Source organism: Enterobacter cloacae complex sp. CDL013 (genome assembly GCF_049238805.1).
GTDB lineage: Bacteria > Pseudomonadota > Gammaproteobacteria > Enterobacterales > Enterobacteriaceae > Enterobacter > Enterobacter hormaechei_C.
This window is the reverse complement of sequence record NZ_JBMKGT010000009.1, coordinates 127049-139672: the sequence shown is the minus strand read 5'-3', so window position 1 is coordinate 139672 and position 12624 is coordinate 127049. Positions and strand designations below refer to the sequence as shown.

Genomic DNA, 12624 nt, shown 5'->3' with positions numbered 1-12624 from the left:
CTCAGTCACCCAGATATTGAATGGTGATGTGGTAGTGAAAAGCGTGCTGCACAATGCTAATCGGTTCGCGCCTGCCGTTACGGTTCAGGTAGACAATTTCCGTGACCAGTTTGCCATCGGGGTTGCGCAGTTCGCGTCTGGTGTCAGTATCGTTCAGCGTCCAGCCTTTCGGCAACTGCGGCTGCCAGGCGCTGAGCGGCCAGTGGCTCAGCATCACGTCGGCCAGCACCTGGCTGGCGGGCGGCAGCTGCGGCATCACAACCGACTGCTCGGTGTGGATCCCGGTGTCGTCGTAGGTGGCGAGGAACAGGCGGATCCCGACGTAGGAGAGGCCGGCAAGCGTCACTTTATTTCCGTCGGCGTTCAGCATCACCAGCAGCGACTGGGTCTGGCCTTTAAAACTGCCGGTAAGCAACTGCTGCGCGCGGATGGCAGGCGTGATGCCCGGCGGGGGTAGCGTGACGCGGGTGCCGGGCTGGAGCCAGGCCTGAGGGCGCGCGTCATCGCGGTTCGTCGTATGGCTACACCCCGCCAGCAACAGGGCCATCATCACTGCCGCCAGGCGAATGAAACGGGTCATGGTAAGTTCTCTTTGTTAGACGGCATCGCCAGCGGGGCGAGCAGGAACGCGGTGAAGATACCGCTCACCAGCACAATGCCAAAGCTGCTGATGGCCTGAGTGGTGCTGAATACCAGCATCCCCAGCGTCAGCAGGGTGGTCATCATGGCGAGGGTAATCGCCAGCATGGAGGTCAGCGGCGTGCCGCGCGGGTTGCTGAAAAACAGCGTGTAGTTGATGCCAATGCCGAGGACCAGCACCAGCGCCAGCAGGGAAAACAGGTTCACCGGATGGCCCGTCACGGCCAGCGCCGCCAGCCCGCCGCCCAGCGACAGCACGGACGGCACCAGCGCCACCAGCCCTTTTCGCCAGCCGAGGCGTAGCATCGCGCCGCAGGCAATCACCGCCAGCGCCACGCCCAGCAGCCCCGACAGCAGCGAGCGGTAGAGCGCAAACAGGCTGTCGAAGCTGGCCTTACGGTCAACCCAGACGACCCCGGGATGGCGGGTGGCCAGCTCACCGAGCGCGGCGCTGTTTCTGACGCCATCGACCGGGACCAGCACACCGCTTTTGCCGTCCGGCAACGTCAGCCACAGCAAACGCCAGCCCTCGCTGGCCGGGCTGGCGAGCCACGCTTCCACGCTAACAGGCATGGCGTTCAGATTCGGGGCGACGGCATTCAGCCCCGTGCTTTGCAGCATTTTCGTCACCGTCGGCGCGGCGTTACGCAGAAGTTGCAGATCGCTGTTCTGCCGCGCCAGCGAGTTCAGCGGCAGGGTACGCCAGCGGGTTAATTCACCGGCTTTTTGCGCCTGCGCCAGCGCCGGGGTAAACGCCTCCAGCCGCTCCAGCGTTTCCTGAGCCGACGCGCCGTACACCAAGAACCATTTCTGATCGACATTTTGCCCGGTCAGGGCGGTGATGGTTTTTTCCTGCGCCAGAATGTCCTGCGGCAGCGCCTGAAGCCGGGCGATATCGTCATCCACCCGCAGGCTGGCGATCCCGATGGCGGAGAGCAGCGCCAGTGCTACCGGCAGCCCGACGGAGAGGGCTTTACCGTCGCGCCAGGCGTCCAGCCAGCGCTGCATCATCCCTCTCAGGGGGACCGGGCGGACCGGCATGCCACGGCACAACCACGGATGCCAGAACATTACCGTCAGGCACGAGGCGCTCAGTCCTGCGGCGGCGAACACCGCCATCTGACGAATGCCGGGGAAGGGGGCCAGCATCATGAAGAGATACGCCACGACGGTGGTCAGCAGCGCCAGCAGCAGCGCGTTACGCACTTTTGCCAGGCTTTGCCAGGGCGAGTGTTCCGCGCCGTGCACCATCCGCTCCGTGAGGTAGTAAATCGTATAGTCCGCCGAGATGCCGATAATGCTCATGCTCATCACCAGCGTCATCAGGTGCAGCTCACCGAACAGCAGGAGCGTCACGACCGTCCCCGCCAGCGCGCCGATGGCAATGGAGAGCAGGCTCAGCAGCAGCGGACGCACGGAGCGAAACACCGACACAATCAGCAGGATCACCCCGAGCACCGTGGCGACGCCAAGCGTGGAAATATCGTTTTTAGCCTGCTGGCTGGCGTAATCGCTGTAGAACACCGTCCCGCGCGAGAGCAGCTGCGCCTGTGGATACTGGCTTTTCAGCGTCTGCTGCAACGCGTTGAGGGTGGTCACCAGCTGGTGGGTTTGCTGCATGTCAAACGACGAGCCCGCCAGCTCGCCGTGTAGCAGATACCAATAGTTCCCGGCCGCATCTTTTGTCACCAGCCAGCCGTCCATCAGCTGCATCTTCTGGCTGTTCTTCGCCAGCGCGAGCTGCGCGCCGCGCATCAGCATCAGCGGATCGTTTTGCAGCTCCTTGCCGCTCACGCCGGAAAAGGCGGAGTAGAGCTGGGACAGGATCCACTGAGCCTGCGCTTCACCGCCGTTTTGCAGGCGGGCGCGGGTGGCCGGATCGACCAGGCCATTGCGGTGCTGCCAGAAGAAATCTCCCCAGGCCTGTTGCCCGGCGGCATCCAGCGGACCTTTTACGACACTCAGCGCCTGGCTGCGTTGCAGCAGGGTTAACCACTGCTGCGCCACGCGCGGGTCCGGCTGTTTGCCGGGGCTGACCAGCCAGATGAGCTGGCGGTCGAGGCGCTGCATAAATCCGTCGTTGAGAGCGGGAGGGATCGCGCCGAGCGTCTGTTTCGGCAGCATGGCGAGCACGCTGCTGTTCAGCCGCGCGCCAGGCAGCAGCGACAGCAGCACGCCCAGCAGGATCAGGCATACCGCGGCCCACAGCAGCGCCGGGCGCAGGGCGTTACGGTGCGGCAAAGCGCTGGCGTTCTGCATCAGTCAGGCGGGCGGGCGTCAGTTGGTGGCGGGAGAGGGCGATATCCGTCGTGTCGCCCTGCTTATCGTTCAGGCGAATGGATTCCAGATAGATCGCGCCCTTCAAATCAAGGGTGGAGAAAATCTTGTCCAGCGGCGTGGTGACGGGCGTCAGCACCAGCGACCAGCGGCCTTCGCCCAGGTCTTTGAAATCGACGCGGAAGTTCTCTTCCAGTACCTTGCGGTCGGCCTGGAACAGCGCCCGCAGCAGATGGTTGAACTGAAACATCTGCGGGTTAGTGTCGGCGGTAATGGTCTGCGGCGACTGACCGTTGACGATCTGCACCATCCGTTTGTCATCCAGCAGCAGCGTCATCGGGAACGGCGCTTTTTGATCCCACAGCAGGCCATTGTCACGGGCGATTAGCATCTCCCCCTGCGAGCGCAGGGGCTGAGGCATGTCCTTGATCGTGCGTATCTGTTCGAAGTGTGCGCGCACTACCGGTTGCTCCGCAAACCGCTGTTGCAGTTCATCCAGCGTGACCGCGTTCACCAGCGGGCTTACCAGCAGCGCGAGTAGCGTTATCCATTTCATGGCGCGATCCCCATGCGTTCGAACAGAATGGCCGGGCTGACAAAGCACATCTCCCGGCTTGCTTCTTCCACCGCCACCTGAATGGTGTAGCCGGTGGTGGTGCGTTTCCCGGTTTGCGCGTCGAAGATTTGATAGGCGATGCGCAGACGGTTTTCAACCTCTTCAATGTGGGCGCGGACGCGAATGCGCTGCTCGAAGGTCACCGCGTCGCGGTATTTCACCCGGGTATCCACCACCGGCCAGACGTAGCCGGACGCTTTCATCTGGCGATAGCCGTAATCAAACTGGTTGAGCAGCGCTTCGCGGGCAATCTCAAAGTAGCGGAAGTAGTTGCCGTGCCACACCACGCCCATCATATCGACGTCGTGGAACGGAACGGTGATTTCAACTTCAGCCGTAAAGCGGGGATCGGTCAGCACCCTTTACTCCTTCTCGTTGATCTCTGGCAGCTGCCAGAAATCGAAAAAATTAAACCAGTCGAGCGGCGACAAGAGCGCGTAATGCTCCAGCCGCTCCGCATAGCGGTCGACGGTCTGCTGTAGCGCCTGCTGGCGTTCGCCGCGCGGCAGCAGCAGCGGGTCGGCAAACGGCTCGCAGTGCAGGGTCAGCTTTCCCTGCTGACAGAGGGCAAAAATCAGCACCACCGGGCAGCGCAAAATGGACGCCAGGATAAACGGCCCCTGCGGGAACGGCGCGGGCTGGCCCATAAATTCGCTCCATATCACCCGCCAGCTACCGCCGCGCTGCGGGGTGACGGCAATGCGATCGCCCACGATCGCCACCCATTCGCCGCGATCCAGCTTCTCTTTGATGAGGATGGCGGTCTCCGGGCCAATGTCGGTGACCGGCATCAGGTGAATGCCCGCCTGCGGCGCCATCTCCTCCATCACCTGCTTAAAACGTCTGGCGTTGTCGCTAAAGACCAGCGCGTTGATGGTTTTCGCCCCTTCGCGCTGGGCCAGCGCCCGGCAGGCTTCCACATCGCCAAGATGCGACGCGAGCAGCAGTTTGCCCTGAGGATCGTCGAGCCCCAGCGCCTCCTGCGCGCCTGGCGCAAAGACCAGATCGCGATGGAGTTTCATTTCGCCGCGCCAGCTGGCCACTTTGTTCAGCATGGCATGACCGAAGCGCAGGAAGTGGGAAAAACTGTTAAGCCGTGCGGGTCGCGGCATTTGCCGCTGTGCCATCACCGTTTTAACCCGCGTCAGCCACTGCTGCGACGCCTGGCGCGCAGCGCGGGCGGTTAGCCAGTAGACGGCCGTAACCGGCCACAGCAGGGCGGTAAACGCCTTACGCCCCAGCAGCTGCCAGACGCGCAGCATCAGGCGCATGCCCCATAATCCTTTCACCTCCTGCTGCTGCGCCCAGTGCTGCGAACGGCGACGCATCAGCAGGGAAGGAATGCGCGGCAGCATGCTGAGAAACAGACGGGTATGCATCAACGAGATGCGCACGTTGTCTTTCAGGGCATCGAAATGGGATACCCCGTCCGGCGGATAGGTCACGCGGGTGGGCAGAAAATAGCTGGTGTTGCCCTGCCAGTAGAGGCGCACCATCACTTCGGTATCAAAATCCATTCGCCTGCCGAGCGGCGTGGTTGCTGCAAGGCGCAAAACCGGGGCTATAGGGTAAACGCGAAACCCGCACATGCTGTCTTTCAGTTGCAGGGAGAGGGTTTCAATCCAGACCCAGACGTGCGTTATCCAGCGGCCGTACAGGCGCGAACGGGGGATCGAGTCATCGTAAACGGGCTGCCCGGAAATGAGCGCATCGGGATGGCGTTCGGCCAGCGCCAGCAGTTTGGGGATGTCTTCGATAGCGTGCTGGCCGTCAGCGTCCACCTGAACGGCGTGGGTGAAGCCGCGATCGGCGCAGTCTTTCAGCCCCTGCATCACCGCCGCGCCTTTGCCGCTGTTTTCGGCCAGCCGCAGTAGCGTGACCTGCGGACGATCCGCCGCCAGCGCTTCAAGCGTGCGGCGCGTGGTTTCATCGCTGCCGTCGTCCACCACCAGACAGGGCAGATCGAAAGGCGCCAGGCGCGCCAGCACCGAAGCCATCATCACCCCGTGGTTATAGCACGGGATCAGCACGCAGGGACGGAAGGTTACTGACATAAGCGAATCTTCCCGCTGCTGGCGGTGTGGCGCTCGTTACCCGCATGGCGCTGGTAGCTAAAGGTCAGCATCTCGCGTTCGGGCTGCCAGGCAAGGAGCAGCGTGACCGTATTCTCCGGCAACAGCGGGGCGGCGAACTTCACGTTCTGAATACTGTGAAAACGGTAGCCCGGCGCCAGCGCGGCAGCGTAATGCATTACCCAGTCGAGCTGGGCCACGCCCGGCAGCAGCGGCTGTACGGCGAAATGTCCCTTAAACCAGAGCAGGTCAGGATCAAGATAAAAGGTTATCTCCAGATGCTGTGGATCGGGCTGGAGGCGCCCGATTTCAGGGATCTTCATGAAACAACTCCTGTAGCTGCGCAGTCACGCGCTTGTTCATGCTGTTGACCGGGATTTCATCAACGATCCGCCAGTAGCGCGGCACGGCAACCGGTTCAAGCCAGGGGCGAAGGGCGCGTCGCCAGGCGAGCTCCTGCGCTTTTTTGCCCTGTTCGTGTTGCTGACGCACCGCTTCATTCAGCACCAGCAATACGCCAATGCCCTGACGCCCGCCGCGCGTCACCGTCAGCGCGGCGGCCTCGCGGATGCCGTCCAGCGCCAACAGGCGGCGCTCAATGTCATCGAGTGAAATGCGTTTATCCTCAATTTTGACCACCCGACCGCGGCGCCCGACGAGGCTGAACTGCCCGTCAGCCGTGAAGTGCAGGATATCATCCAGCACGACCCCCTCCACCTCGGGGATCAGCGGCGACATCACGCGATCGCCGTGAAACGTCACGCCGGGGAAAGGCTGCCAGCGCGTGCTTTCCTCCTGACGGTAGCGCCAGGCCATTACGCCTGTTTCCGTGCTGCCGTATATTTCATCCGGCCAGACGTTGAGCCAGGCCTGAACCGCGGCGACCTCCTGCCAGGGCAGCGCGCCGCCAGCGGAGAAGAGCAGGTTGACGGGGGGCGGCGTCAGCGACGCGTCCAGCCGCTTGAGAAACGCCGGACTGCTGATGAAAAGATAGCGTTTATCGTCGGGAAGGGCAGAGAGCTGCTCGGCATAGTTGAGCAGGCTGGCGTGCAGCGGCAGGCCGAGCGCCAGGGGTAAGACGACACGAAACGTCAGGCCATACAAGTGGTGCAGCACCACGGAAGCCACGACGTGACAGCCCGCCAGACGCTCGCCAAAATGCGCCGCCAGAAGACGAGCCTCACGGTCCAGGCTGACCACCGGCTTACTCACCCGCTGCGGCGTGCCGGTCGAGCCGGAGGTGTAAAGCTCGATCGTGCGCATCTCACCGATGGCAGGCAGCGGTGAAAAGGAATGGCCTGCCCGCTGCGCAGAAGCCACCCGCAGCTGTCGCCCCTGAAAATCGAGCGTGGTGTCGCTCAGGACGCCGCTGAACAGCACCCGCTGTTCGTTAAGCTGCGCCGCCCGGCTGTGCCCGGGGAGGACCGGCGTTTTACCCGCATGCAGCGTCGCCAGCAGCGCGACAATAAACAGATAGCCGTTTTCGATGCACAGTGCCCAGCGCTCGCCCTCTTCATGTCGCAGCGTGTCGACCAGCCGAGTGACATCGTGGCGCAGATCGCCAAGCGTCCAGAGATGGTCGTCCTGCCAGGCGACAGGGGTGTCGTCAGGGCGGGGCGCACTGAGCCACTGGCTAAGCGGAAGAGGGTTAAGCATCGTTTTTCATCACCCGTTGTCGCACCAGCCACTCGCCAGCCATCAGCGTGCCCATCAGGAGATAGGCAATCATCCCGTTCCACAGCGTCCACAGACGGATATCGGCATGTAATACGGTAAACAGCGCGATCGCCCCGTTGATAATAAAAAAGCCGCACCAGACCTGGGTAACCCGGCGCGTGTAACGTACCCCGACGGGGGAGAGGTCCGGTTCACGCAGGCGCGCCAGCCGTTCGACGACGGGCATTGCCGTCCACAGCGAACCGCCAAACACCACCAGCATCACCAGATTCACCACCACCGGATATAACAGCACCCACTGGTGCGCGTGCAGGACGTAGCTCGCCGCGCAAAGCGCTATGCCGGCCAGCGCCACGCTTACGAACAGATAACGCAGGGGGCCGCCCTGCCGACGGGCCTGGCAGACGCGCATCAGCAGCACCAGCGCCATCACGGGCAGTATCCCGTGCAGGCTATTATTCGCCAGCCCGAAGCCGATCAAAAACGGCCATGCCAGCAGCATCAGCCCCGTCAGGGCGGGAAGAACTGGAATCGAACGCACGTTACGCGTCGCGCTGAAGCTGTTCCACAACGTCCACGACGTCCTGCACCGTGCGCACCGCTTTGAAGGTTTCAGGCTTGATTTTATGGCCCGTTTTCTTTTGCAGGTGCACCACCATATCGACGGCATCAATGCTGTCGAGGTCCAGATCCTCGTAAAGACGTGCCTCAGGGGTAATATCCTCCGGGGCGATTTCAAACAGCGTAATAAGAAGCGCAGAGACTTCCTGATAAATCGTTTGTTGTTCTGTCATAGCGGTCATTCTCAGGCGCGTTGTTGATGGATAAAAGCCGCGAGCGTGGCAACGGAATAAAAGTGCTGACGCATCTCATCACTTTCGGCAGAAAGCACTACGCCGTACTGATTTTTTACCGCCAGCCCCAGCTCAAGGGCGTCGATTGAGTCCAGACCGAGGCCGTCGCCAAAGAGCGCGGCGTCTGTATCAATATCCTCTGGGGTAAGTTCTTCCAGATTCAGCGTAGAGATAATGAGATTCTTAATTTCAAGATAGAGCGCTTGCATCTTTCGTTCCTGACAAAGATTGAAGACCGGTTGTTAACTGATGCTGCATATGCCGGTTTAACTGCCTTGCTGCCAGCGCGGGTTCGTGCTGACTCGCATCATAAAAATCATGAATGTTGATGCGTTCGCGAACATCCACGGTGAAAACAGGTTTGTTGGGGGGCACGTTATACCAGCTGCTCTGTTTATCCAGCATCCGTTCGCTACAGTGGATCACCACCACGCGCACGGCGCTGTTGCAGCGAACGGCGATATTCGCCGCCCCACGTTGCAGGGTCATGACTTCCCCCACCCGGGTGCGGGTGCCTTCAGGGAAGATAAGCAGGGTGTCGCCCTGGGACAGACGCTGCTGGCTTGCGGCAAGCAGCGTGTCGGCTTCGCTGTTAATCAGATAGTCAGCCGCGCGGATCACGCCGCTGACGAACGGATTACGCAGCAACGCGCTTTTCACCAGACAGTCGGTTTCGTTCATCACCGACGCCAGCAGAACGTAGTCCAGCAGCGAGGGATGATTCGCAATCACCAGACAGCCCCGCTCGGCGCGTAGAACGTCCAGGTTGTTGAAACGGTAATCCAGTACCCCTACACCGCGTACCACCGCGAGGAACAGGCGAAAACTGGCAGAAATAGTACGGCGTGCCAGGCGGCGACGTTGGGTGCGGTCGCGCTGGAAAATCAGCAGCAGGTTAAACCACACCAGCGACAGCGTCAGTCCGCCGAGGCCGAACAGGGCGAAGCACAATCCGGTCATCAGCATCCGCCATAACCGATCGAGGCGGGAACGTAACCCTCTCATTGGCGCGTCCATTGCCACAGCAGGCGCTCGCCCGGCAGGGTGAACTGGCGCTCGTCCCGCAGGTAATGGCGCAGGAACTGGAGGCTTTGCGGCAGCGCGGGCTCTTCAGGCGTGCGGTTGACGTGCGTTTCACAGCTGAGCGTATTTCCGGCTTCAATCACCAGCGCCAGCGCGTAGGGCCAGACGGGCATCTGCGGTGGCAACCCGGCGTGATAAAAATCAGGCAGCAGACCGTCGAAATCCACCAGCAATACGCGGGAGTAGCCCGCATGCAGCAGGCTCAGCACGTCGCACAAGCTCTGCTGGAAGGTATCCATACCGGCGGAAACCGACGAAGAGACAACAGGCTGACGCGCGGCGATAGTGAGATTGCCGACCGCCGAGTTGTGTACCGACATGGCAAAATCGGTGGGGGAAACGGGCTGTTCTGCCGCCAGGGCCTGAAGAATACGGAAATTGCGCTCCAGCTCCCCATGACGGCTGCTGTAGACGACGGCATCGATGCGGTGTTTGCGCAGCATCATCAGGCCAAGATCGACGGCCAGCCTGCTGCCTGAATTCAGGCGGCGGGCGGTCATCATCGGCAGATCGGTCAGTTTCGCCAGCGGTGCAGCGGGATCGATGGCGTCAGACCGGCGTGACCATGCCTGCCATTCGTCGGCATCGCTGAGTCCTGGCGCTCTTGCCTGCCAGTCGATAAGGGTAAGTGTAAATTTCATCTACGCGCGTCCGCGATAAACCTGTTTCTGTGACTTTTTCTTCGCCAGCGCGATTTACTGCGCACATCGTACAATGTTGTCGTCGCGCTGGCGAATAAACGTCACTTTTGACCCTTTCCACCCGGTTATCCCGGCAAACGGCTTTTTGGCCGACCCGGACCCAGAAGAATGGCGAGTTTACTGCCTCCTTTCGTGGTTTCCATCCAGATTTTACAGACGCTGGTGAGCGGCACGGAGAGCAGCATGCCCACCGGACCCAGCAGCCATCCCCAGATCAGTAACGATAAAAACACCACCATCGTCGACATGCCCAGACGGTGGCCCATCATGCGCGGCTCAAGAATGTTACCCAGCACCATATGCACGACGAGGAACAGCGCCCCTACCAGCATGCACTCATAAAAACCGTTAAACAGGAACGCCTGGATCATCGGCGGAACGGCGGAAAGCACCGCGCCGATATTGGGTACGTAGTTCAGTAAAAACGCCAGCACGCCCCACATCAGCGCGAACTGCACGTCCAGCAGTACCAGCCCCAGCCAGACGATCACGCCGGTCCACAGGCTTAACAATGTTTTCAGCGCCAGATACTTGGACACGCCCTTCAGCGCGCGGTGCAAGCCGGCAATGTGGATCTGCGGATTGTTCAGGGCAAAACGCAGCTTATACGGCACGTGGCGCACTTCGAACAGCATAAACACCACCGTCATCACCAGCAGCAGAATGCTGGCCATTGCCCCGGAAAGCCCGGTCATCAACGTGGTGGCGTAGGTCATCACCTTCTCGGAATCCATCCGGCGCAGCATCCGTTCCGGTGAGATATGCAGATTCACGAACGGCAACATGCGCTGAAGATCGACCAGCTTGCGCGTCAGCTCTTTATTGTACTGCGGCAGCATGGTGGAAAATTCGCTCAGCGAGGCGGCGAGCACGCCGAACAGCGCCGTCAGGACAACCAGCATCACCATCACCACAATGGTAATCGCGACCGGGCGGCTGATGCCCCGGCGTAAAAACCATGTCACCAGCGGGTTGAGCACAATGGCGAAAAACAGCGCCAGCAGAAGCTGAACAATGATATCCGCCGCCGCGTGGATACCCGCAAGGATAACCACCAGGCAGGCAAGTTTTAATAAAATATGAAGTCCGGCTTTGTCGGGCGGGCTGGCAGTCATAAGAATTCCTTTTTCCGGGGGGCGTGTTAATTGTAGTGCGCCGGATGGGCTTCGTCTGGAGCGTTAGTCTGAAAGTCGTGGCAAAAAAATGGCCCCCGGCGCAAGCGACGGAGGCCACGGCATCCCGGTGAACGATTACTGGATCACGAGGGTGTTAATGATGTTTTCAGCGGCGGTCTGCGCTTTCTGCTGATTATCTGCCGGCAGGGTGATCTGCATGGTCAGCAGTTTATTGTCCACCTTGCCGAGCACCACGGAGGAGTACGCGGTCTGGCCTTTGGCAGAGATGATGCTGTCCAGCTGTTGCAGCGTGTGGCCTTTCAGTTCAACAGACTTGTTGGTGACCACCTGAAGCTGCGGGTCGCGGCTGCGCTGCTGATCTTCCAGGCGTTTGGCCAGCACGCCCAGATCTTCGCTGGTATCGTCACCGACGATCACAATCACCGCTTTTTGGCCGGTGGCATCGGAATAGACGTGCATATTGTTCGCCTGGGTACCCAGCTTACCGCTCTGGTCGGTCATGTCCGCGGGCAGAGAGAAACTGAGTTTGCCATCCATCAGGCTCACCGGCTGACCGGTGGCGTTGCTTTCTGCTGACGCGCCCTGAGCAGGCGTTTTGGTGTCGCTGTTATCACAGGCTGCAAGGCCAACAACTAGCAGGCCAATCCCGACATATTTAACCAGATTGCGCATTGACTTCTTCCTTTCGATAAACGGCCATAACGGCTCATTCGTTCATCTTATCACAACTGATAAAGCGAACCCTTAACCTGCCTGCAATGCGGAGATTTCAGATTTATCTGCCAGCCTTTTCAGCAGCATATTCAACAGTACGCCGTACATCGGCAGGAAGAAGACCAGGCTGATAAGCACCTTAAAGGCGTAGTCCACCAGAGCGATTTCCATCCAGTGTTCTGCCATGAAGGCGTCCGGGCTGCGCCAGAAGGCGATGAAGAAGAAGGCCAGCGTATCGCTCACGTTACCGAACAGCGTGGAGGCCGTTGGCGCCATCCACCAGCGATGGTTTTGACGCAGGCGGTTAAACACGTGGACATCGAGGATCTGCCCCAGGGCGTAGGCCATAAAGCTGGCGGTGGCAATACGCGCGACGAACAGGTTGAAGTGCGTCAGCGCTTCGAAGCCCTGCCAGCTTCCCATGTAAAACAGCGAGGAGATGGCATAGGAGACAAACAGTGCCGGGATCATCACCGCAAAAATAATCCGCCGCGCCAGCGGTGCGCCAAAAATACGCACGGTTAAATCCGTCGCAAGGAAAATAAACGGGAAACTGAACGCGCCCCAGGTGGTATGGAAACCAAAAATGGAGATGGGGAGCTGTACCAGATAGTTACTGGAGATGATCACCAGCAGATGAAATAGCGAAAGCCAGAACAACGCCTTGACGCGCTGCGATTGTGTAAAGGAGTTCATATTGTACCTTTTTGATTAATATTTGGGGTGAGGGAACCCAATAAAGCCGCCGCATGATACTGCTTTGACGACACTTTGCAATGGCTAATTTTCACGCAATCGTTAACCTGGTTTGCATTGGCGATAGCGGGGCGTAAACTACAGCCGTTTTTACCTGAA

The 12624-nt window shown here is 60.2% G+C and carries 15 protein-coding genes; all 15 read right to left on the bottom strand.

The window, feature by feature from the left end; translation table 11 throughout:
• Position 1: 1 nt before the first annotated feature.
• The gene (locus ACOTXD_RS19205; RefSeq protein WP_023314983.1) at positions 2-580 is read right to left on the bottom strand and encodes a DUF3261 domain-containing protein; all 579 of its coding nucleotides are present in this window, start codon (positions 578-580) and stop codon (positions 2-4) included.
• Complete coding sequence (locus tag ACOTXD_RS19200; RefSeq protein WP_023323846.1) at positions 577-2898, bottom strand: MMPL family transporter; 2322 nt, start codon at positions 2896-2898, stop codon at positions 577-579. The genes ACOTXD_RS19205 and ACOTXD_RS19200 overlap by 4 nt, the downstream gene beginning before the upstream one ends.
• Entirely contained in the window at positions 2867-3472 is a 606-nt protein-coding gene (locus ACOTXD_RS19195; RefSeq protein ID WP_023323845.1) for an outer membrane lipoprotein carrier protein LolA, read from the bottom strand. Before ACOTXD_RS19195 ends, ACOTXD_RS19200 begins: the two co-directional genes overlap by 32 nt.
• On the bottom strand, positions 3469-3891 hold the full coding sequence (locus tag ACOTXD_RS19190) for an acyl-CoA thioesterase (protein ID WP_006812302.1): 423 nt from the start codon (positions 3889-3891) through the stop codon (positions 3469-3471). Before ACOTXD_RS19190 ends, ACOTXD_RS19195 begins: the two co-directional genes overlap by 4 nt.
• 3 nt (positions 3892-3894) lie before the next feature.
• Entirely contained in the window at positions 3895-5586 is a 1692-nt protein-coding gene (locus ACOTXD_RS19185; protein WP_061856051.1) for a glycosyltransferase family 2 protein, read from the bottom strand.
• Entirely contained in the window at positions 5577-5927 is a 351-nt protein-coding gene (locus ACOTXD_RS19180; RefSeq protein ID WP_003861256.1) for a hydroxymyristoyl-ACP dehydratase, read from the bottom strand. Before ACOTXD_RS19180 ends, ACOTXD_RS19185 begins: the two co-directional genes overlap by 10 nt.
• Positions 5914-7260, bottom strand: a complete 1347-nt coding sequence (locus ACOTXD_RS19175) for an acyl-CoA synthetase (protein ID WP_061856052.1) — start codon at positions 7258-7260, stop codon at positions 5914-5916. The genes ACOTXD_RS19180 and ACOTXD_RS19175 overlap by 14 nt, the downstream gene beginning before the upstream one ends.
• The gene (locus ACOTXD_RS19170; protein ID WP_061856053.1) at positions 7253-7852 is read right to left on the bottom strand and encodes a hypothetical protein; all 600 of its coding nucleotides are present in this window, start codon (positions 7850-7852) and stop codon (positions 7253-7255) included. Before ACOTXD_RS19170 ends, ACOTXD_RS19175 begins: the two co-directional genes overlap by 8 nt.
• A complete protein-coding gene (locus tag ACOTXD_RS19165) occupies positions 7824-8075 on the bottom strand; it encodes an acyl carrier protein (RefSeq protein ID WP_003861262.1) in 252 nt (83 codons plus the stop codon). The genes ACOTXD_RS19170 and ACOTXD_RS19165 overlap by 29 nt, the downstream gene beginning before the upstream one ends.
• 11 nt (positions 8076-8086) lie before the next feature.
• Complete coding sequence (locus ACOTXD_RS19160) at positions 8087-8344, bottom strand: phosphopantetheine-binding protein (RefSeq protein WP_003861263.1); 258 nt, start codon at positions 8342-8344, stop codon at positions 8087-8089.
• Positions 8325-9140 (bottom strand): lysophospholipid acyltransferase family protein, encoded by an 816-nt coding sequence (locus ACOTXD_RS19155; RefSeq protein WP_023314978.1) that lies wholly within the window; start codon positions 9138-9140, stop codon positions 8325-8327. Before ACOTXD_RS19155 ends, ACOTXD_RS19160 begins: the two co-directional genes overlap by 20 nt.
• Entirely contained in the window at positions 9137-9859 is a 723-nt protein-coding gene (locus ACOTXD_RS19150) for a beta-ketoacyl synthase chain length factor (RefSeq protein WP_017384119.1), read from the bottom strand. The genes ACOTXD_RS19155 and ACOTXD_RS19150 overlap by 4 nt, the downstream gene beginning before the upstream one ends.
• Before the next feature lie 125 nt (positions 9860-9984).
• A complete protein-coding gene (locus ACOTXD_RS19145) occupies positions 9985-11034 on the bottom strand; it encodes an AI-2E family transporter (RefSeq protein WP_003861270.1) in 1050 nt (349 codons plus the stop codon).
• Between the two features lie 135 nt (positions 11035-11169).
• Positions 11170-11727, bottom strand: a complete 558-nt coding sequence (locus tag ACOTXD_RS19140) for a DcrB family lipoprotein (protein WP_003861272.1) — start codon at positions 11725-11727, stop codon at positions 11170-11172.
• A 72-nt stretch (positions 11728-11799) separates the two neighbouring features.
• Positions 11800-12465: a 7-cyano-7-deazaguanine/7-aminomethyl-7-deazaguanine transporter gene (locus ACOTXD_RS19135; RefSeq protein WP_003861274.1), complete on the bottom strand. Its 666-nt coding sequence runs from the start codon at positions 12463-12465 to the stop codon at positions 11800-11802.
• Between the last annotated feature and the right edge of the window lie 159 nt (positions 12466-12624).

Bases quoted from the DNA above. Each gene is read 5' to 3' on its own strand.
- ACOTXD_RS19205 (WP_023314983.1), bottom strand. From the start codon at position 580: ATGACCCGTTTCATTCGCCTGGCGGCAGTGATGATGGCCCTGTTGCTG.
- ACOTXD_RS19200 (WP_023323846.1), bottom strand. From the start codon at position 2,898: ATGCAGAACGCCAGCGCTTTGCCGCACCGTAACGCCCTGCGCCCGGCG.
- ACOTXD_RS19195 (WP_023323845.1), bottom strand. From the start codon at position 3,472: ATGAAATGGATAACGCTACTCGCGCTGCTGGTAAGCCCGCTGGTGAAC.
- ACOTXD_RS19185 (WP_061856051.1), bottom strand. From the start codon at position 5,586: ATGTCAGTAACCTTCCGTCCCTGCGTGCTGATCCCGTGCTATAACCAC.
- ACOTXD_RS19180 (WP_003861256.1), bottom strand. From the start codon at position 5,927: ATGAAGATCCCTGAAATCGGGCGCCTCCAGCCCGATCCACAGCATCTG.
- ACOTXD_RS19175 (WP_061856052.1), bottom strand. From the start codon at position 7,260: ATGCTTAACCCTCTTCCGCTTAGCCAGTGGCTCAGTGCGCCCCGCCCT.
- ACOTXD_RS19165 (WP_003861262.1), bottom strand. From the start codon at position 8,075: ATGACAGAACAACAAACGATTTATCAGGAAGTCTCTGCGCTTCTTATT.
- ACOTXD_RS19160 (WP_003861263.1), bottom strand. From the start codon at position 8,344: ATGCAAGCGCTCTATCTTGAAATTAAGAATCTCATTATCTCTACGCTG.
- ACOTXD_RS19155 (WP_023314978.1), bottom strand. From the start codon at position 9,140: ATGAGAGGGTTACGTTCCCGCCTCGATCGGTTATGGCGGATGCTGATG.
- ACOTXD_RS19150 (WP_017384119.1), bottom strand. From the start codon at position 9,859: ATGAAATTTACACTTACCCTTATCGACTGGCAGGCAAGAGCGCCAGGA.
- ACOTXD_RS19145 (WP_003861270.1), bottom strand. From the start codon at position 11,034: ATGACTGCCAGCCCGCCCGACAAAGCCGGACTTCATATTTTATTAAAA.
- ACOTXD_RS19140 (WP_003861272.1), bottom strand. From the start codon at position 11,727: ATGCGCAATCTGGTTAAATATGTCGGGATTGGCCTGCTAGTTGTTGGC.
- ACOTXD_RS19135 (WP_003861274.1), bottom strand. From the start codon at position 12,465: ATGAACTCCTTTACACAATCGCAGCGCGTCAAGGCGTTGTTCTGGCTT.